Here is a 19,695-nt window from a genome sequence, read left to right as displayed (position 1 = left end):
GCAGTTCAGGGCTCCGCGATCAGGGCTTCGACCAGCTTTTCGACGTGGCCGCCAGGCCCGTGTTCCTTCCTGTCGTAAGCCTGCTGTTTCAACTCGTATTCGGCCTTGATCGCGTCGATGCGGCGATGCGCGGCGGCGCGCAGGCGGCGGCAGAACGGATCGTCGGACAGGCTCATGCCTGCGACCTTCCCGGCGGCATCGGCGACCATATCGATGGCGATCCTGCCATGCCCGCGTTCGTGCCGGCGCGTTCCCGCCAAGAAGACCTTCCATCGCTTCGCCAGCGCCGGCGTCAAGTCGCCGGCCTCAGGATAAGTATAGGTAAGGCGCAAGGTCGGCTCGGCCTGGACGATGCGGCAGGCACGGCCCGCCGTTTGCGTAACGAGATTCCAATCCACCGCATAAGTCGTCTGCGCGACCGAGCGGGTCATGAAACCCTGCATCGGGCCGGTGCGGCCCATCGCGCCGATCAGGTCTGCGCCGGTTTCCCCGGAGACCGCATAGGTTCTGGTCTTGAGCAGCACCGTGACGCCGGCATCGGCGGGCGAAGTGAGAACGCAGGCCGCGCCAGCAAGCAGGATCGACAGCCAAAGCCGCATGGTCACTCCGGAGCGAAGGACGGGCAAATCACGCCCGACCACGTCGTTTCAATGCATGAGCGCCCGACATCTGTCCGCCGCCACATGCGCCTACATATTCTGGTAGACTGGTCCCTCGCCGCCCTGCGGCGGCACCCAGTCGATGTTCTGGTTGGGATCCTTGATATCGCACGTCTTGCAGTGGACGCAGTTCTGCGCGTTGATGACGAAGCGGACGTCCTTGGCCGCAGGGTCGGCAGCGGGGTTGCCGTCCTTGTCGACCCATTCGTAAACGCCGGCCGGACAGTAGCGCGTCGATGGCCCCGCGAAGACGTCGTGCTCGGACCGCTTCTGGAGTTCCATGTCCCTGACCAGCAGGTGCACCGGCTCGTTCTCGTCATGGTTGGTGTTGGACAGGAACACCGACGACAGCCGGTCGAAGGTCAGCACGCCGTCGGCCTTGGGGTAGTCGATCCGGCTGTGCTTCGACGCCGGATCGAGCGCGGCGGCGTCGATCTTGCCATGCTTCAGCGTGCCGAAGGGCGAAACGCCGAACAGCGTGTTCAGCCACATGTCGAGCCCGCCCAGCGCGATGCCGGCCAGCGTGCCGAAGCGCGACCACAGCGGCTTGACATTACGTACCCGCTTCAGGTCGCGGCCGATATCCGAGGCGCGCCATGCCGCCTCATAGGCGGCCAGTTCGTCGTTGGCGCGGCCGGCGCTGACGGCGTCGACGACATGCTCCGCCGCCATCATGCCTGACAGCACGGCGTTGTGCGATCCCTTGATGCGCGGCACGTTGACGAAGCCGGCCGAGCAGCCGATGAGCGCGCCGCCGGGGAAGCACAGCTTCGGCACCGACTGCCAGCCGCCTTCGGTGATGGCGCGCGCGCCGTAGCCGAGGCGCCTGGCGCCCTCGAACGTGCCGCGGATCGCCGGATGCGTCTTGAAACGCTGGAACTCCTCGAAGGGCGACAGATACGGATTCTTGTAGTTCAGGTGCACGACAAAGCCGACCGCCACCATGTTGTCTTCGAGATGGTAGAGGAACGAACCGCCGCCGGTCTTCATGTCGAGCGGCCAGCCGAACGAGTGCTGGACCAGCCCCGGCTTGTGGTTTTCCGGCTTGACCTGCCACAGTTCCTTGAGGCCGATGCCGAATTTGCCCGGCTCACGGCCTTCGGAGAGGCCGTATCTGGCAATCAGTATCTTGGCGAGCGAGCCGCGCGCGCCCTCGCCGATCAGCACGTATTTGCCCATCAGCGCCATGCCGGGCGCATAGTTCGGACCGTGCGAGCCGTCCTTCTCCACGCCCATGTCGCCGGTGATCACGCCCGTCACCGCGCCTTCGTCGTTATAGACGAGGTCCACGGCCGCGAAGCCCGGATAGATTTCGACGCCCAGCGCCTCGGCCTTGGTCGCCAGCCACCGGCAGACATTGCCGAGCGAGACGATGTAGTTGCCGTGGTTGTTCATCAGCGGCGGCATCATGAAATTGGGCAGCCGGAAGGAGCCGGCGGGACCGAGCACCAGGAAATGGTCGGCGGTGACCGGCGTCTTGAAGGGATGATCGGCGTCCTCGCGCCAGCCCGGCAGCAGACGGTCGATGCCGACCGGATCGACGACCGCGCCGGAAAGGATATGCGCGCCGACCTCGCCGCCCTTCTCCAGCACCACGACCGACAGGTCCGGGTCGAGCTGCTTCAGCCGGATCGCAGCGGCCAGCCCCGCAGGACCGGCGCCGACGATCACCACGTCGAACTCCATGCTCTCCCGTTCGATCTCGCTCATCATCTTCTCCGCACTGGCTTGGCCGCCCGGCCGTCCGGGTCAGCCATCTGGCTGGTGGCAATCTTTGCTGGCTTTGCGCTCCATAGCGCATCAATTCGCGACGCGAAACCGGCGCAGCAGTGACAACGCACCGGTCCACGGCCCGCTGGGCAGGAATAATCCAAATGACGTTAACGTAAACGTCACTCTTGCGCAATGAAAGCCGGCTTCGAGATGCGGAGCGGATCGGCCATACTCCGGCCATGCGTGGTCTCGTCCATGCCTGCACCGCCGTCGTGGGATCGCGCTTCCGGCGCAGCGTCCCGCTTGTGTCGGTGCTCGGCGCCGGATTTGCGTTTCTTTCAACGAGTTCGGCTCTCGCGGATCCGCAAAAGGTCTGGGCGGCCGGGGCCTATTCCTTCTCGGACGAATTGGGCGGCTTCCGCATCACCGGCGCATCGGGCAGCGGAACGCGCGACGATCCGCTGGTCATCACCGAAGAACTCGAATCCGCCACGCCGGTGACGCTGACGATCCGCACCACCAAGCCGATCAAGGCTTTCGCGGACGCGGCCGAATACGCCAACGGCATCATGTATATGCGCATAGAGGCGCTCAACAACAGCGGCAAGGCGTGGGTCGAATTCGAGTTCGAGTTGCAGGAGATGCTCGGCCAGCCGAGCGTGTTCGGCGACGGATTGTCCTTCGACCAGCGCAACAGGAACCCGGACAACATCGTGTCCAGCAACTACGCGAAGTTCGACCGCAACTTCGAGCCCTATGACCGCCTGCTGTTCACGCAAGGCAACGTCGATCCGCTCAAGACGGTCGAATTCGAGTTCCTGATGACGGACTACACGCCGCGCTGGACATTCTATCTGGTGCAGGACCCGCGCATCCCGTCGAGCTGAGCCGTGGCCGCACGCCACACCGGCCGCGCTGCCGCCGCAGCCGTGGGCACCGCGCCAGCGGCGTCATCCCGGAAGCCTTGCCGAGCGCAGCGAGAGCAAGCTATCCGGGATCCATTCCGGGACATTCCAAAGTCACGGAATAGGTCCCGGCTCTGCGCTCGCAAGCTCGCTTGGCCGGGATGACGGATGCCGGCGCGGCGGTCGGGGAGCGGCCGGTTGGCGCTGCGTCGCTTGCGACTATCCCGACCTGGTCTCTTGCAAATATCTTCCACGGAGACAAAGGTGCGGCCATGACGACCAGTTTCCCCGACGCCGGCATCGATCTGCGCGAGCTCCTGAGTTTCTATGCCGATGCCGGGGTGGACGAAGCGCTGGGCGAAGAGCCGGCCGACCGTTTCGCCGAGGCTGCGAAGGCCAGGGCATCGGCCGATGCCGCCGCAGTCGAAAGGCCGTCCCCGCCGGCTCCCACGCCGCGGGAAAACAGCCAACCCGCCACGGGGTCGGTTCCTCCCTCCCCTGCGGCGCCGCGCGCGACCACGCCGCCGCCGGCGATGGCCGTGCCGGACCAGGCGCAGGCCGCGGCGGCACGCGAACTTGCGCGCAGCGTCGGCACGCTGGAAGAACTGCGCGCGGCGATGGCCTCCTTCGACGGCTGCAATCTCAAGTTCACCGCCAAGAACCTCGTCTTCGCCGACGGCAATCCGCAGGCCGATCTCATGCTGGTGGGCGAGGCGCCAGGCCGCGACGAAGACATCCAGGGCCTGCCTTTCGTGGGGCGCTCCGGCAAGCTGCTCGACCGCATGCTGGCGGCGATCGGCCTCGACCGCAATTCGGCCTATATCGCCAACGTCATTCCGTGGCGGCCGCCCGGCAACCGCACGCCGACACCGCACGAGACCGAAATCTGCCGGCCGTTCATCGAACGGCAGATCGAGCTCGTCAACCCGAAGGTGCTGGTCAATCTCGGCGGCCCCTCGGCCAAGACGCTGCTCAACACGACGGAGGGCATATTGCGGCTGCGCGGCAACTGGCGCGAGCACGTCACGCCGTCCGGCATGCCGATCCCGGCAATGCCGACGCTGCACCCGGCCTATCTGCTGCGCACGCCTGCCCACAAAAGGCTGGCCTGGCGCGACTTCCTGGAAGTGAAGACGAGGCTGCGGAGCCTGCAAGGCTGAGCGCTCAGGCCGCAGCCGTGGCGCCGCGAAGTCCCAGCAGTTGCAACACGCCCAGCAGGGCAACGGCGAGTGCCTGCGCGGCGACGAATGCAATTCCGAAAGCGTTCGGCGTGATCCCGCCGAAGGCGAGCAGGCCGAAACAGGCGGCGCACCAGAGCAGATTGATGCCGGCGATGTCGACCAGCACGATCTTCGGAACCGTCTTGCGGCGTACCACGACAATGAGTGCAACCACCCACGGCACCAGCAGCAATCCGGCGCCGGCGAGCAGCGCCCCTGGCAAGGCCAGCAGCGGCGACAGGCAGGACGCGCCGACCGCCATCAGCACGGCCCCGCCGGTGCTGAAGACGATATCGGCGTAGAGAACGGTGCGCAGGAATCCGGTGAGTGTGATCGGCATGACGATTTCCTCGGTCTTCAGGTCTCGGGGTGATCCATCGGCAGGTCGCCTCAGCAAGGCCACTCTGATCGTTCTACGGCGCGCAGGCGATTACCCGCCAGGTAATGGAACCTGACAGGATTGCCCGCTAGGGTCTGCCGATACCGAATGTGGAGACGGCCGATGAACGGAACGGCGAACGCCGTCGGCGATCTGATCCGAGAATGGCGCGCGCGCCGGCGCATGAGCCAGCTCGACCTGGCTGCGGAGACCGATATCTCGCAGCGGCATCTCAGCTTCGTCGAAAGCGGGCGCGCCGCGCCGTCGCGCGACATGGTGATCCGGCTGGCGGACGGGCTCGACGTACCGCTGCGCCAGCGCAACCGGATGCTGCTGGCGGCCGGCTTCGCGCCGCATTACAGCGAGCGGCCGCTGGCCGACCCCTCGCTGTCGCCGGCGCTGGAGACCGTGAAGCTGGTGCTCAAGGGGCACGAGCCCTTCCCCGCCTTCGCCGTCGATTCGCACTGGACCATGGTGGCCGCGAACGATGCCGTCGCCCCCCTCATCGCCGGCGTCGAGGACCCGGCGCTGCTGCAGGCGCCGGTCAACGTGCTGCGGCTCTGCCTGCATCCCGGCGGACTCGCGCCGCGCATCGCCAATCTGGCGGAATGGCGCGCCCACCTGCTGGCGCGGCTCAAGCGGCAGAACGAGATTTACGCCGACCCGCTTCTGGAGGAACTGGAGGAGGAACTGCGCGGTTATCCGGGAGGCGTCTCGCAGGGCCGGATCGTGCATGACGAAGGCACGGCGATCGCCCATCTGCTGAGGCTCAAGGCGGGAAAGGACGTGTTGTCCTTCATCGGCACGATCACCGTCTTCGGCACGGCGCTGGATGTCACGCTGTCCGAACTGGCGATCGAATCCTTCTTCCCGGCCGACCCCGAAACCGCAGCCCATCTGACCAAGCTGGCACGGGAGCGCTCCGGCTAGTGCCGCGGGCGTTCTGACGAACGCGGCTCCGTTGCTCCAGCTTTTCTTGGCCGCATTTGTGCGCACGCCAGACGATCCCGTCGGGCTGCAAAATACTCTAACCCTGAGGCGGCACGAGTTTTCGCGCCGCCCCGCGCGGCAGGCCGAGCTGGCGCTCGCGCCAGATGATGAAGATGCCGGCCGCGACCACGATGGCGCCGCCCACCACCGTGCTCATCCGCGGCACCTCCGAGAAGATGAAGAAGCCGACGATCACGCCGAGGATCATCGACGTGTATTCGAACGGCGCGACGACCGACGCCTCGGCGTAGCGATAGGCCTGCGTCATCAGGATCTGCGCGACGCCGCCGCAGAGGCCGGAGCCGATCAGGAGAGCGGATTGCGCGGGCGTCAGCCACTGCCAGCCGAACGGCAGCGACAGAAACGAGGCGGCCGTGGCGGTCAGCGAGAACCACAGGACGATCGTCGCCGTCCGTTCGGTGTGAACGAGGCTGCGCACCAGGATCATCGCCACGGCCGACACGGCGGCCGCGATGAGAACGGCGATGACCCCGAGCAGTTCCTGGTCGTCCAATCCGCCGGGCGAGGCCAGAAGGGTAAGGTCCGGCCAGGAGATGATGAGAACGCCGGCGAGCCCGACCGCCACCGCCGTCCAGCGATAGAGGCGGATCGTCTCGTGCAGGAAGAGCGCGCTGAAGACGACCACGAGAAGCGGCTGCGCATAGTTCAGCGTGATCGCCTCGGGCAGCGGAAGCCGGGTAAGCGCGAAGAAGCCGAGCGCCATCGACGTGACGCCGACGAGCCCTCGCGCGATGTGATTGAACGGTCTGGAGGTCGCCAGAGCCGAACGCAATTCTCCTCGTCTCGCCATGAAAAGCAGGATTGGCGGGATGGCGAAAAAGGAACGAAAGAAAACGATCTCGCCAGCCGGCACGTCACCGGCTGCCTTGATCAGCGTCTGCATGGCGACGAAGACGGCCACCGAGGCCACCTTCATGCCGATCCCGGTGAGGGTGCTTTCGGAAGCGGCCGCGACTGCCGTCACGACGCGCTTGCGTCGTTGATCGCAGCCCAGACGCGGGCCGGGGTCGCCGGCATCTCGATATGGTCGATGCCACAGGCGCGGTAGAGCGCGTCGGTCACGGCGTTGAGCGCCGCCGGCGTCGCGCCGATCGTGCCGGCCTCCCCTGCCCCCTTGATGCCCAGCGCATTGGTGGTCGAGGGCACGTTGCGGGTCTCGAAGTGGAAGAAGGGAAAGTCGTCGGCGCGCGGCATGGCATAATCCATGAAGCTCGCCGCGAGAAGCTGGCCGTCCTCGCCGTAGACCGCCTCCTCGCAAAGCGCCTGGCCGATACCCTGGACCACGCCGCCATGCACCTGGCCCGCCAGCAGGATCGGGTTCACCGTCGCGCCGAAATCGTCGACGATCGTGTAACGCACGACCTCGGTGCTGCCGGTGTCGGGATCGATCTCGACCTCGCAGATATGCGTGCCGTTCGGATAGGTCGCCTCGTCCTGCACGAACTCGCCGAAGCCTTGGAGGTCTTCCGGTTTCTTCGCGGCCTTGGCGATGGTGGCGAAGTCGACGGTGCGGTCGGTGCCGACGATGCGGGCGACGCCATCCTCCAGTTCGATGTCGCCGGCCGAGGCTTCCAGTTCGTCAGCGGCGATCTGGCGAATCTTTTCCGCCAAATGTTCGCCGGCGCGCGCGGCCGACACGCCGCCGAGCGGAATGGAGCGCGAGCCGCCGGTGCCGCCGCCAGACTTCAGCTCGTCGGTGTCGCCCTGCCGTACATGGATGCGCTCGATCGGCAGATTGAGCTTTTCCGAGACGAACTGCGCATAGGCGGTAGCATGGCCCTGCCCATTGGTCTGCGTGCCGATCTTCAGCGTCACCGTGCCGTCGCCGTTCAGCGTCACATGCGCCGGTTCCGAGCCCGGAAAAGCGCAGGCCTCGATATAGGTGGCCATGCCGATGCCGCGGATTTTTCCCCGCGATTTCGCTTCGTCCAATCGCTCGGAAAACCGATTCCATTCAGCGCGTTGCAGCGCGAGGTCCATGTGGCCCGCGAACTCGCCGGTGTCGTAGAGCCGGCCGGTCTGGGTGCGATAGGGCATCTGCTCCGGCTTGATGAAATTGCGGCGGCGGATCTCGTCCGCCCCGAGGCCGAGATCGCGGGCACAGGCATCGACCAGCTTCTCGAGCAGGAAGGCCGCCTCCGGACGCCCCGCGCCGCGATAGGCGTCGACCGGGCAGGTATTTGTGTAGACGCCGATCACCGACACATCGAGCGCCCGGATATCATAGACGCCGGTCGACATGGTGACGCCGATGAAGGGAATGAAGGGACCGTACTGAGAGATATAGGCACCCATATTGGCCAGCAGCTTCACCCTCAGCGCCAGGAAGCGTCCGTCCTTGTCCATCGCCATCTCGGCGGTGACGACGTTGTCGCGGCCCTGCGCGTCGGTGAGGAAATGCTCGGTGCGGTCGCCCGTCCATTTCACCGGACGGCCGAGGCGCTTGGCGGCCTCCAGCACCAGCGGATACTCGCGGTAGACGAAGGTCTTCGGTCCGAAGCCGCCGCCGACATCGGGCGTGACGACGCGCAGCTTTGTCTTGTCGATGCCGAACAGGTCGGCAATGATCTTCTGCATGGAATGGACGCCCTGCGAGCCGGTGGTGAGGACGAAGCGGTCCTCCGCCTCGTTCCATTCGCCGAGCGCGCCGCGCGGCTCCATGTAATTGCAGACGAGACGGTTGTTGACGAATTCGATGCGCGTCACATGCACGGCTTCGGCGAAGGCGGCATCGGATTTCGCCTTGTCGCCGGTGTGGTGCTCGAAGGCGCGGTTGGAGCCGAGTTCCGGCCAGACCAGAGGCGTGTCCGGATCGAGCGCGACCGCCGTGCCGGACGCCGCGTCCTCGGCCTCGTAGTCCACCTCGATCAGTTCGGCGGCGTCCTGCGCCTGCGCGCGTGAATCGGCGACAACGAAGGCGACGGCGTCGCCGACATACTGCACCTTGTCGCGGCACAGGATGGGGATGTCGCGCGTCGGCGCCCGCGTCCCGTCGGGCTGCTTCTGCATGACGCCGGACTTCAGGTCGGCGATGTGGCCGATATCGGTGCCTGTCAGGACGAGGTGCACGCCGGGCGCTGCCCGCGCCTCGTCGAGCGATCCGAGGGTGAAGCCCGCCTTCGCGACCGGGGAGCGCAGCACGTAGCCATGCAGGACGCCTTCCGGCTGGATATCGTCGGTGTAACGGCCCTTGCCGGTAATGAAGGCGCTGTCCTCGACCCGCAGCACAGCCGCGCCCATCCCGAATTTCGGTGTGGCAACCGTCATGACAACCTCGCGAAAATGACTGGAAGCAATGCCTTGAAATAGGCTCGCCTGTAGTGTTGTCGAGGGAACTCTTCGTGTAAAGAGCGCTGGCGCCAACTTTTTTGGACCAGACGCCGGACGGCAGGAAAGACGGAATGCGGACAGACACCGGACAGGTCTTCAAGCTGGAAGACTATCGGCCGAGCGACTACGCCATTCCCCGCACGGAATTGACCTTCCGGCTCGCCCCAGAGGCGACCGTGGTGACCGCCACCCTGACAATAGAGCGGCGCGAGGACACCGCTCTCACGACGCCTCTTGTCCTCGACGGCGACGGACTGGCGCTCAGCCGCCTGGAGATCGACGGCAGGGAACCGGACCTGAGCGCCTATGACGCGACGCCCGACAGGCTGACGATCCATGTGTCGCCCGCCGCGCGGCAATTCCGCCTGACGATCGAGACGGTGGTGAACCCGTCGGCCAACTTGGCGCTGATGGGCCTTTATCGATCGAGCGGCGTCTACTGCACCCAATGCGAGGCGGAAGGGTTTCGGCGGATCACCTACTTCCTCGACCGGCCCGACATCCTGTCCGTCTATACGGTACGGATCGAAGCGCGGCGCGAAGAAGCGCCTTTGCTGCTTTCCAACGGGAATCCGGTCGAGAGCGGCGACCTACCGGGCGGTCGGCATTTCGCCGTCTGGCACGATCCCTTCCAGAAACCGTCCTACCTCTTTGCCCTGATCGCCGGCGACCTCGGCAGGATTTCCGACCAGTTCACGACCATGAACGGCCGCACCGTCGACCTGGGCGTCTACGTCGAACACGGCAAGGAACCGCTCGCCGCCTATGCGATGGACGCCCTCAAGCGCTCGATGAAATGGGACGAGGAGGCGTTCGGGCGGGAATACGACCTCGACGTCTTCAACATCGTCGCCGTGTCGGACTTCAACATGGGCGCGATGGAGAACAAGGGCCTCAACGTCTTCAACGACAAATACGTGCTGGCCGACCGTGAGACGGCGACCGACACCGACTTCGCCAATATCGAAGCCATCATCGCGCACGAGTATTTCCACAATTGGACAGGCAACAGAATCACTTGCCGCGACTGGTTCCAGCTTTGCCTCAAGGAAGGTCTGACCGTTTACCGCGACCACGAGTTTTCCGCCGACCAGCGCTCGCGGGCCGTCAAGCGCATCGCGGAGGTGCGGGCGCTGAGGGCGCTCCAGTTCCCCGAGGACCAGGGTCCCCTCGCCCATCCGGTGCGGCCGCGCCGCTATCGCGAGATCAACAACTTCTACACGGCGACGGTTTACGAGAAAGGCTCGGAGGTGGTGCGCATGATCCGCACCATCCTCGGAACAGCGGCGTTTCGCGCCGGCATGGATCTCTACTTCGACCGGCATGACGGCGAGGCGGCGACGATCGAGGATTTCCTCAAGGCGTTCGAGGATGCGTCCGGCCGCGACCTGTCCCAATTCGCGCTGTGGTATCACCAAGCCGGCACACCGCACCTGGCCGTGACGTCGCGCTACGATGCGGCCGCCAAGGAACTCACGATCGACATCGAGCAGTCCGTGCCGCCGACGCCGTCGGAGACCCGCAAGCGTTTGATGCACATTCCGCTCGCCTTCGGGCTCGTCGGCAAGGACGGCCAAGACATGCTCGCGTCCTCGGTCGACGGCGCAACCGTGGAGGACGGCGTCATCCATGTGCACAAGCGCAGGCACTCCGTTACCTTTTCCGGCATTTCCTCGCGTCCGGCGCTTTCGCTGAACCGCGGCTTTTCCGCTCCGATCACTCTGTCGGTCGAACAGAAGGCGGAGGACCTCGCGTTTCTAGCCGGTCATGACAGCGATCTGTTCGCACGCTGGGAAGCCCTGCATACGCTCTTCTCGAAAGCCATCATCACCGCCTATCGCCGGCTGCGCGGCGGCAAGGCGGCGGAATTCAAGCCGGAACTCGCGGCATTGGCGGGTGCTATCGCCGGCGACGAGACGCTCGAGCCCGCCTTCTGCGCCCTGGCGCTGACCCTGCCGAGCGAAGCCGACATCGCCCGCGAGATCGGCGGGGACATCGATCCGGAGATCGTCTTCGCCGCTCGCCTCGCGCTGGCGCAGGCAATCGCCGCGGCCAACCGACAAGGGTTCGAGGCTCATTACGCCAGTCTGGTCGATGGCGGCGAATTCAGTCCCGATGCGGCCAGCGCCGGCAGGCGCGCGCTGCGCAACATCCTGCTCGACCATCTTTCGCTGCTTCCCGACGGCGCCGGTCTCGCGGCCCGGCATTTCCGCGATGCGACCAACATGACGGACCGGGCGGCGGCGCTTGCCGTTCTCGTCCATCGCCAGGGGGAGACGCAGGAGGCTGCGGAAGCGCTAGCACGTTTCGAAAGCACCTATCTCGCAGACTCGCTGGTGATGGACAAATGGTTCCAAATCCAGGCCAGCGCTCCGGGCGCCGAAACGCTCGACAGGGTGAAGGCGCTGATGCGGCACCCGTCCTTCTCGATGAACAATCCCAACCGCGTGCGTGCCCTCATCGGAACGTTGGCGAACGCCAGCCAGACAGGTTTCCACCGCGCCGACGGGGAAGGCTACCGGTTCCTGGCGGACACAGTCGTGGACATAGACCGGCGCAATCCCCAACTGGCGGCGCGCCTTGCCACGGCCTTCCGGTCGTGGCGGTCGCTCGAGCCGATCCGGCAGGAAAAGGCCCGTGCAGCGCTTCTGTCGGTCGCCCAGACCAGCGATCTTTCCGCAGATCTCGGCGATATCGTCCAGCGAACCCTGGCTTGACCCTTGGCCCGACGGCCGTTTTCACCCGTTTAGCCGTCTTTTTTCGCAATGCCTCTGGACAACGCGAATCACCTTTGATTCTTTACTGTCGATTCGGATGTGCGGCGTTGCCGGATCGTCAAGCGAGACAAGTGCTTCGGGGAGAGCCATTGATGGCCAAGGCGGACGCGTGGAGCGCGCCCGGCAGGATCGTTTTTGCCAAACGCGGCGCGGCGCGAGGCAGACACGGACTTGCCGGCAACACGCGCCTCATCGCCGAACCTGCCTATCGCAGGCTGCTGGCGACCGAGCCTGTGCTCAGAAAGCTCATTCCCACGCTGATCGTCATTTTCCTGGTCGTGGTCGCCGCATTGCGCGTCCTTTCGCTGATGAACTGGCATGACGAGATCGAGCGCAACGCCAAATCCATGCTGACGCTCGCCGCCGGTCAGCTGGCGCTGGCGGCGTCCGACGCGGGCGGCGACAAGCAGACCTTGCTCGACGACATCGCGCGCAGGAGCGCGCTCGGCACAGATCAGGTGCTGGCGTTGACGGACGGCAAGTTCAAGGTGCTGGCGGTCTCGCCGCGGTCGATGCGATGGGAAGGGCGCGCCCTGGACGACATCGTGAGCGGCGGACAGCCCCTCTTCCTGTTCGGCGACCGGGCCGGCGTCATGGACGTCGATATAGGCGGCCAGGACTGGTATGCGGCCGTCATGCTCGCAAAATCCGGCGGCGTCGCGGCGGCGGCGCTTGTTCCGCGGGACGCGGTCTTTGCCGAGTGGCGCCGGACCCTGTCGCTCAACGTCACGCTGTTCGTCCTGACCTCGGGCGTGCTCATCATCGTCCTCTACGCCTATTTCAGCCAGGCGACGCGGGCGCAGCGCGCCGACCGCATCTACATCGAGGCGCACCAGCGCATCGACATGGCGCTGGTGCGCGGGCGGTGCGGCCTGTGGGACTGGGACATGGCGCGCGGGCGCATGTACTGGTCGCGCTCCATGTACGACATGCTGGGCTACGAGCCCTGCGACACCATGCTGTCGTTCGGCGAGGTGGACGACATCATCCATCCCGACGACGGCAACCTATTCGAGCTCGCCAGCCGCATCGTCGCGCGCGAGATCGACCAGATCGACCAGGTCTTCCGCATGCGCCATGCCGACGGCCATTGGGTCTGGATGCGCGCCCGCGCGCAGGTCATGGATCGCGACGCACCGGAGATCCAGCTCATCGGCATCGCCGTCGACGTCACCGAGCAGCGCCATCTGGCATTGCGCTCGGAGGCCGCCGACCTGCGCCTGCGCACGGCGATCGAGAACATCACCGAATCCTTCGTCCTTTGGGATTCGCAGGAACGGCTGGTGATGTGCAACTCGAAATACCAGCAGGACAATGGCCTCCACGACCGCGACGTCGTGCCCGGCACGTACCGCTCGCGGCTCGAGGAAAAGATGCTAGCCTATGCGTCGGAGCGCAGGCTGGCCAACGCTAACGGCCCCAGAGGCGGTTCGACCTTCGAGCGGCAATTGGCGGACGGGCGCTGGCTGCAGGTCAACGAGCTGCGCACGCGCGACGGCGGCATCGTCTCGGTCGGCTCCGACATCACCCAGATCAAGCAGCACCAGGAAAAGCTGGTGGACAGCGAGCGGCGCCTGATGGCGACGATCCACGACCTCAGCCTGGCGCGCCGTGCCGAGGAAGAACGTGCGCTGGAGCTCGTAGAGCTCAACCGCAAATACATGAAGGAGAAGGATCGCGCCGAGGCGGCCAACCAGGCGAAATCCGAATTCCTCGCCAACATGTCGCATGAGCTGCGCACACCGCTCAACGCCGTCATCGGCTTCTCCGAGCTGATGGAGCAGAAGCTGTTCGGCCCGCTCGGCTCCGAACGCTACGAGGAATATGTGCGCGACATCAATGGCAGCGGCAAATACCTACTGGGCGTCATCAACGACATCCTCGACATGTCGAAGATCGAGGCCGGCCAGTTCTCGATGGACCGCGAGCAGATCGACCTGTGCCCGCTCATCAAGGAAACAGTGCGCGTGGTCTCGCTGCAGGCGGCCGCCAAGTCCATCACCGTGGAGACGCGCATCGCCGACTCCATGTCGCTGGTCGCAGACCGCCGCGCCATCAAGCAGATCGCCATCAACCTGCTGTCGAACGCGGTGAAATTCACCGGCGAGGGCGGCCGCATCACCGTGCGCGCGCGCAACGCCTCCGGGGCGATGATCCTGACGATCGAGGACAATGGCTGCGGCATCCCGAAGGGCGCGCTCGGCAAGCTCGGGCGGCCGTTCGAGCAGGTGCAGAACCAGTTCTCGAAGAACCATGCCGGTTCCGGCCTCGGCCTCGCCATCTCCCGCTCGCTGGCGGAACTGCACGGCGGCGCGCTCAAGATCCGTTCGACCGAGGGGGTCGGCACGATCGTGTCCGTGCGCATCCCGATGAAGACGCGGAAGAAGGCCGCGCGGCCGATGAAAAAGGCGGCCTGACCCGCGGCCTATCGCTTTCCGGAGCGCAGGAGCCGGTCGAAATCGGCCCTGACCTTGCCGGCCGTTTCCTTGAGATGCGCTTCCAGCACCTTGAAATCCGGCAGGTCGGTCTGCGCCAGCAGCAGGTCGGCGAGGCCGGGCGGTACGTCTTCCCTGTCGAGTGGCCCGGTCAGGCAAAGCCGGATGATCTGCGTCAGCGCCACATAGAAAGTCCAAGCGGTCGAGAGATCGGCCCGCGTTCCGGCATCCGCGAACCCCAGCGAAAGGCGGGCAAGGAGATCGGCCGTATTGCTCGTCCGCTCGCCCTCCTCGATCCGGCCGGTTATGGCGGCCACCTGCGCGATGAATTCCAGGTCGATCAATCCGCCGGGAATGAGCTTGATGTCCCAGACGTCGCGCGCGGGCTTCTCTTCTTCGATCAGATCGCGCATTTCCACCGCATCCGCGGCGATTTTGGCGAAATCACGGGACTGGGCGAGGATAGTAGCGACCTCGGCATCGATCTCGTCGCGCAAAGTCCGGTCGCCGGCTACGCTGCGCGCCCGCGACAGCGCCATCTGCTCCCACGTCCAGGCTTCCGTGCGCTGGTATTTCAGGAAAGAACCGAAATGCGTGGCAACCGGCCCCTTGTTGCCGGAAGGGCGCAGGCGCAGGTCCAGTTCGTAGAGAACGCCTTCCGCCGTCGGCGCCGATACGGCGGCGATGAGGCGCTGCGTCAGCCGGGCGTAGTAGTGGGAAGGCGCGAGCGGCTTGTCGCCGTCGGACTCCTCGGCGGTGGCGTCGTGGTCGTAAAGCAGGATCAGGTCGACGTCGGAGCCTGCGGTCAACTCACGACTGCCGAGCTTGCCCATGCCGAGCAGCGCGACCCGACCGCCGGGCACTTGGCCGTGACGTCGGGCAAACTCGCCCCGCACCGCTTCGAGCGCGGCGTCCAGCGTCAGGTCGGCCAGATCGGAGAAGGCCTTGCCGGCGCGCGCCGCATCGATGGCGCCGGCAAGCAGCCGAACGCCGATGAGGAATTTCTGTTCCGAGGCGAAAATGCGCAGGCGGTCCAGCACCTCTTCATAAGGTCGATCGCCTTCCAGAAAGGCCGCAAGGCGCGCCGACAGATAGGCGCGGTTCGGCAGTTCGGCGAGCAGCGCGGGATCCAGCAGACCGTCGAAAACGTGCGGGCGGCGGGTGATGATCTCGGCCAGGCGGGGCGCCGCGCCCATAATGGTGGCGACGAGCCTGAGAAGCGCGGGATTGGACTGGAGGAGGGAGAAAAGCTGGACGCCGGCGGGCAGGCCGGCGAGGAATTCGTCGAAACGCATCAGCGCGTCGTCGGCGCGCCGCGTCTGGCCGAAGGCTTCCAGAAGGGCCGGCGTCAGCTCGGTCAGGCGCTCGCGCGCTTCGCGCGAACCGGTGGCGCGATAGCGGCCGAAATGCCAGGCCCGGATGACGCGGCAGATGTCGCTCGGCCGCTGGAAGCCGAGACGATGCAGGGTCTGGAGCGTGTCCGGATCGTCGACGTCGCCGGTAAAGACGAGATTGCCGACACCGGAGGATAATTCCGGCGCGGCCTCGAATAAAGCCGCGTAATGGCTTTCCACCTGCTGCAAGGCGGCGCGGAAGGTCGCCGAGAAGGCATCGAGATCGGCAAAGCCGAGCAGACGGGCGATGCGCTCCAGCCCTTCGTCGTCCTCGGGCAGCGTGTGCGTCTGCTCGTCGGCGACCATCTGGATCGCGTGCTCGACCCGACGCAGGAACCAGTATTGCCGACCCAGCGCGTCGCGCGCCTCTGCTGTTATCCAGTTACGCTTCGCGAGTTCGGCCAACATCGGCACGGTTTCGCGGCCGCGCAATTCGGGAAAGCGGCCGCCTGCGATCAATTGCTGGGTCTGCACGAAGAACTCGATCTCGCGGATGCCGCCACGTCCCAACTTGACATTGTGGCCGCGCACCGCGATCTCGCCATGCCCCTTGTGGGCGTGGATCTGGCGCTTGATCGAATGGACGTCCGCGATCGCCGCATAGTCCATATACTTGCGCCAGACATAGGGCTGAAGTTCCTTGAGGAAAGCCTCGCCGGCGGCGATATCGCCAGCCACGGGGCGCGCCTTGATCATGGCGGCGCGCTCCCAGTTCTGGCCGCGCGCCTCGTAGTAGGTGAGCGCGGCCTCGACCGGGATCGCCAACGGCGTGGAGCCGGGATCGGGGCGCAGCCTGAGATCGGTGCGGAAGACGTAGCCGTGTTCTGTCCGATCCTGCAGAATGCGGACCAGCCGGCGAGTCAGCCGTGCGAACAGATCCGTCGCGTCGAGCGGATCGATGACGGCCGGCGCATGGGGATCGAAGAACGAAATCAGGTCGATATCGGAGGAGAAATTCAGCTCATGCGCGCCGAGCTTGCCCATGCCGAGCACGATCCACCCGGAGCCGAGCGCGGGCTGCACCGGGTCCCCGAGCTTGAGCTTGCCTTGCCGGCCGGCGTCGATGAGCAGGAAATCGACCGCCGCGCGCACGCAGGCATCCGCCAGCCTGCTCAGCCGCCGCACCGTTTCGACCGTGTCCGCCTCACCTGCAAGATCGGCCAGCGCGATGAGGAAGTGCGCCTCGGTCTTCAGGCGGCGCAACTCCATCATCATGCGGGCTTCGGAAGCCTCTTGCTGCGTGGCCAGACGCCCGATCTCGTCCAGAATGGAGTCGAGGCGGGCCTCCGCGCTCGTGGCCAGCAGCGCGTCGAGCATCTCCGGTCTGCGACGCGCCAGATCGCGCAGGAAAGGCGACAGGTCGAAGACGGCGGCGAGGAAATCGTGCAGCGGCTCCGTCTTCCGCAGCCGCGCGGCCAGCCCGGCAAGTCCCGCCTCGGTCGCGGATTCGGCTATCTCGGCGATCTCGTCCGCCGCGCGTCCGGCATCGAGGGGAGACAGCACCATTTTCGGCGAAGAGAGCCAGTTTCCGCCCTCTTCCGTCTCCGCCCGGCTGCGTCGTGCCATTCCGGCCTCCTGCGTCAATCCCCGTCCCGCTCGGGGAAGTCCATGACGACGGATAGTCCAGGATTGGCGGGCAACAGATCAAGCCTGCCGTTGTGGAATTTCATGATTGCCTTGGCAAGCGCAAGGCCGAGGCCGGAACCCGGCTGCGAGCGGCTCTTTTCCAGGCGCACGAAACGCTCGGTGACGCGCTCGCGATCCGCGTCGTCGGGAATGCCCTGGCCATTGTCCGCCACGACGACGCGAATCCGGCCATCCATATGCTCAAGCGACACGCGGACTTCGGGCGAAGAGGTGGAATCGATCGAATATTTGATGGCGTTGTCGATGATGTTGGACAGCGCCTGGCCGACCAGTTCCCGGTTGCCGTCAATTGCCAGCGGCGGCTCGGCGTCCACCAAGAGCCTGACGCCTGCCTCTTCGGCGACCGGTTCATAAAGTTCCACGACGTCCTGAACGGCAGCCTTCAGATCGACGCGCGTCAGATGTTCGGCGGAATATCCCGCCTCCAGGCGCGAGATCATCAGGATGGCGTTGAACGTCTTGATGAGATGATCCGATTCGGCGATCGTCGCCTCCAGCGCCGCCCGGTAGTCGCCGGTCCTGTGCTTGCCCGACAACGTCGCCTCGGCACGGTTGCGCAAGCGCGTCAACGGCGTCTTGAGGTCGTGGGCGATATTGTCGGAGACCTGCTTGAGGCCTTCGTTCAGCATGGCGATGCGCGCGAGCATCGCGTTCAGATTTTCCGAAAGACGGTCGAACTCGTCGCCCGCGCCCGTCACCGGCAGACGGCCGGCAAGGTCGCCGCCCATGATGCGGCGGCTGGCTTCCGACACGCTGTCGATGCGCTTCAACGCCGCGTGACCGACGAAGAACCAGATCAGAATGCCGCCGAGCCCCATCATGCCGAGCGCCAGCATCAGGGCGCGCCGCACCACATCCCGGAAGCGCTCCGGCTCGCCGAGATCGCGCCCGACCAGCATGATCATCTGGTTCGGCAGGCGCAGCACCAGGGCAATCGCATTGTGGCCCTTTTCGCCTTGGGCCTGCGTCTCGCCCTGCCCCGTCGCGCGCTGGCGGTCGATCTCGGCCTCGCCATAGCGCCGGTAGTAGAAGGGCTTGTTCGTCCAGCCCTCGCGGCCGAGCACGCCGGGTTCAAGGCTCTCGACGTTTCCGGTCAGGATCTGCCCGTTGGCGTCGGCGATCAGATAGAGATTGGCGCCAGGCTGGCGGGAGCGCTGCTCGACGAAGCGCACAAGCAAGGGCAGACCGCCGCGCTGGTAGGCGCGGGCCAGGCCGACGACCTCGTCATTGATGGTTTCCTGCGTCTGCGCCGTCAGCATGCGCACCGACAGCGAAGTCATGTAGAAGACCAGCGCCACCGCGCAGATGGCGAACAACAGGAGATACAGCGCCGAAAGACGTGCTGCCGTCGTCTTCATGATGGCGGGCACGGAAAGCGCCATGATTTCCCGCTAGCCGCTTTTCAGCATGTAGCCCGCGCCGCGGACCGTATGGAGGATCGGCGTTTCGAACCCCTTCTCGATCTTGGAGCGCAGGCGCGAGACGTGCACGTCGATGACGTTGGTCTGCGGATCGAAATGATAATCCCAGACATTTTCCAAAAGCATGGTGCGCGTCACCACCTGTCCGGCATGGCGCATGAGATATTCGAGCAGCCGGAACTCGCGGGGCTGGAGCGTGATCTCCTGGCCGGCGCGGCGGACCGAATGGGAAAGCCGGTCGAGCTCGAGATCGCCGACCCGATAGACCGTCTCGCTTTCCTTGGCACCGGCACGCCGGTTGAGCACCTCGACCCGCGCCAGCAGTTCGGAAAAGGCATAGGGCTTGGTGAGATAGTCGTCGCCGCCGGCGCGCAGACCGGTGACCCGGTCGTCCACCTCTCCCAGCGCCGAGAGGATCAGGACCGGCGTGGTGTTGCCGCGCGACCGCAAGGCAGCGATGACGGAAAGCCCGTCGCGGCGAGGCATCATGCGGTCCACCACCATGACATCGTAGTCGCCGGAATCGGCGAGCGCGAAGCCGGTTTCGCCGTCCCCCGCGACATGGGCAGTGTGGCCCGCTTCCGAAAAGGCCTTCTGCAGGTAATCGGCGGCCTCTCGATCGTCTTCGATGACGAGAATCTTCATCGGGCCGTTATAGGTGATTTCGACGGGCTTGGTGGAAGGCATTTGCACGATCCCGGACAGTTTTTGAGCCCAAACGGATCCAGGCCCGGAAAATCATGCGGCAGCGGGATGGGACCCGCTGCCGTCGGCGCCGGACGCAAAGACTGACAGTCGCGCCCG

Annotated in this window: 13 protein-coding genes; 5 read left to right on the top strand and 8 right to left on the bottom strand. The window is 65.6% G+C overall.

The annotated features are described in order from the left end of the window. Positions 1 to 5: 5 nt before the first annotated feature. Complete coding sequence (locus ABMA46_RS09310; RefSeq protein ID WP_348999061.1) at positions 6 to 599, bottom strand: DUF922 domain-containing protein; 594 nt, start codon at positions 597 to 599, stop codon at positions 6 to 8. Between the two features lie 90 nt (positions 600 to 689). Continuing rightward, positions 690 to 2,369, bottom strand: coding sequence for an electron transfer flavoprotein-ubiquinone oxidoreductase (locus ABMA46_RS09305; RefSeq protein ID WP_348999060.1), 1,680 nt, complete (start codon positions 2,367 to 2,369; stop codon positions 690 to 692). Positions 2,370 to 2,611: 242 nt separating this feature from the next. Here ABMA46_RS09305 and ABMA46_RS09300 point away from each other — a divergent pair, with 242 nt between their 5' ends. Further along, positions 2,612 to 3,259, top strand: a complete 648-nt coding sequence (locus ABMA46_RS09300) for a hypothetical protein (RefSeq protein ID WP_348999059.1) — start codon at positions 2,612 to 2,614, stop codon at positions 3,257 to 3,259. A gap of 290 nt (positions 3,260 to 3,549) precedes the next feature. Next, entirely contained in the window at positions 3,550 to 4,437 is an 888-nt protein-coding gene (locus tag ABMA46_RS09295) for a uracil-DNA glycosylase (protein ID WP_348999058.1), read from the top strand. Positions 4,438 to 4,441: 4 nt separating this feature from the next. Here the strand turns inward: ABMA46_RS09295 and ABMA46_RS09290 are convergent, their stop codons facing one another. Beyond that, positions 4,442 to 4,837: a hypothetical protein gene (locus tag ABMA46_RS09290; protein WP_348999057.1), complete on the bottom strand. Its 396-nt coding sequence runs from the start codon at positions 4,835 to 4,837 to the stop codon at positions 4,442 to 4,444. Positions 4,838 to 4,999: 162 nt separating this feature from the next. Between ABMA46_RS09290 and ABMA46_RS09285 the strand changes: the two genes are divergently transcribed. Then, the gene (locus ABMA46_RS09285; RefSeq protein ID WP_348999056.1) at positions 5,000 to 5,806 is read left to right on the top strand and encodes a helix-turn-helix domain-containing protein; all 807 of its coding nucleotides are present in this window, start codon (positions 5,000 to 5,002) and stop codon (positions 5,804 to 5,806) included. Between the two features lie 97 nt (positions 5,807 to 5,903). Here ABMA46_RS09285 and ABMA46_RS09280 read toward each other — a convergent pair whose 3' ends face one another. Further along, entirely contained in the window at positions 5,904 to 6,803 is a 900-nt protein-coding gene (locus tag ABMA46_RS09280) for a DMT family transporter (RefSeq protein ID WP_348999278.1), read from the bottom strand. A gap of 44 nt (positions 6,804 to 6,847) precedes the next feature. Continuing rightward, on the bottom strand, positions 6,848 to 9,154 hold the full coding sequence (locus ABMA46_RS09275) for a xanthine dehydrogenase family protein molybdopterin-binding subunit (protein WP_348999055.1): 2,307 nt from the start codon (positions 9,152 to 9,154) through the stop codon (positions 6,848 to 6,850). A gap of 134 nt (positions 9,155 to 9,288) precedes the next feature. On the opposite strand from ABMA46_RS09275, the gene pepN reads away from it, so the two are divergent. Further along, positions 9,289 to 11,934 (top strand): aminopeptidase N, encoded by a 2,646-nt coding sequence (gene pepN / locus ABMA46_RS09270; protein WP_348999054.1) that lies wholly within the window; start codon positions 9,289 to 9,291, stop codon positions 11,932 to 11,934. A gap of 152 nt (positions 11,935 to 12,086) precedes the next feature. After that, positions 12,087 to 14,411 (top strand): PAS domain-containing sensor histidine kinase, encoded by a 2,325-nt coding sequence (locus ABMA46_RS09265; RefSeq protein ID WP_348999053.1) that lies wholly within the window; start codon positions 12,087 to 12,089, stop codon positions 14,409 to 14,411. Positions 14,412 to 14,419: 8 nt separating this feature from the next. Here the strand turns inward: ABMA46_RS09265 and ABMA46_RS09260 are convergent, their stop codons facing one another. Genes ABMA46_RS09260 through ABMA46_RS09250 form a run of 3 tightly spaced genes read right to left on the bottom strand, consistent with a single transcriptional unit; the run spans position 14,420 to position 19,536 of the window. Next, positions 14,420 to 17,389 (bottom strand): bifunctional [glutamine synthetase] adenylyltransferase/[glutamine synthetase]-adenylyl-L-tyrosine phosphorylase, encoded by a 2,970-nt coding sequence (locus ABMA46_RS09260; protein WP_348999052.1) that lies wholly within the window; start codon positions 17,387 to 17,389, stop codon positions 14,420 to 14,422. 14 nt (positions 17,390 to 17,403) lie between these two features. Beyond that, a complete protein-coding gene (locus tag ABMA46_RS09255) occupies positions 17,404 to 18,852 on the bottom strand; it encodes a sensor histidine kinase (RefSeq protein WP_348999051.1) in 1,449 nt (482 codons plus the stop codon). Between the two features lie 9 nt (positions 18,853 to 18,861). Next, complete coding sequence (locus ABMA46_RS09250; protein WP_348999277.1) at positions 18,862 to 19,536, bottom strand: response regulator transcription factor; 675 nt, start codon at positions 19,534 to 19,536, stop codon at positions 18,862 to 18,864. Positions 19,537 to 19,695: the final 159 nt, after the last annotated feature.

Source organism: Mesorhizobium hunchu, assembly GCF_040081975.1.
GTDB lineage: Bacteria > Pseudomonadota > Alphaproteobacteria > Rhizobiales > Rhizobiaceae > Mesorhizobium > Mesorhizobium hunchu.
The sequence above is the reverse complement of the archived record's forward strand: the minus strand, read 5'-3'. Positions and strand labels throughout refer to the sequence as shown.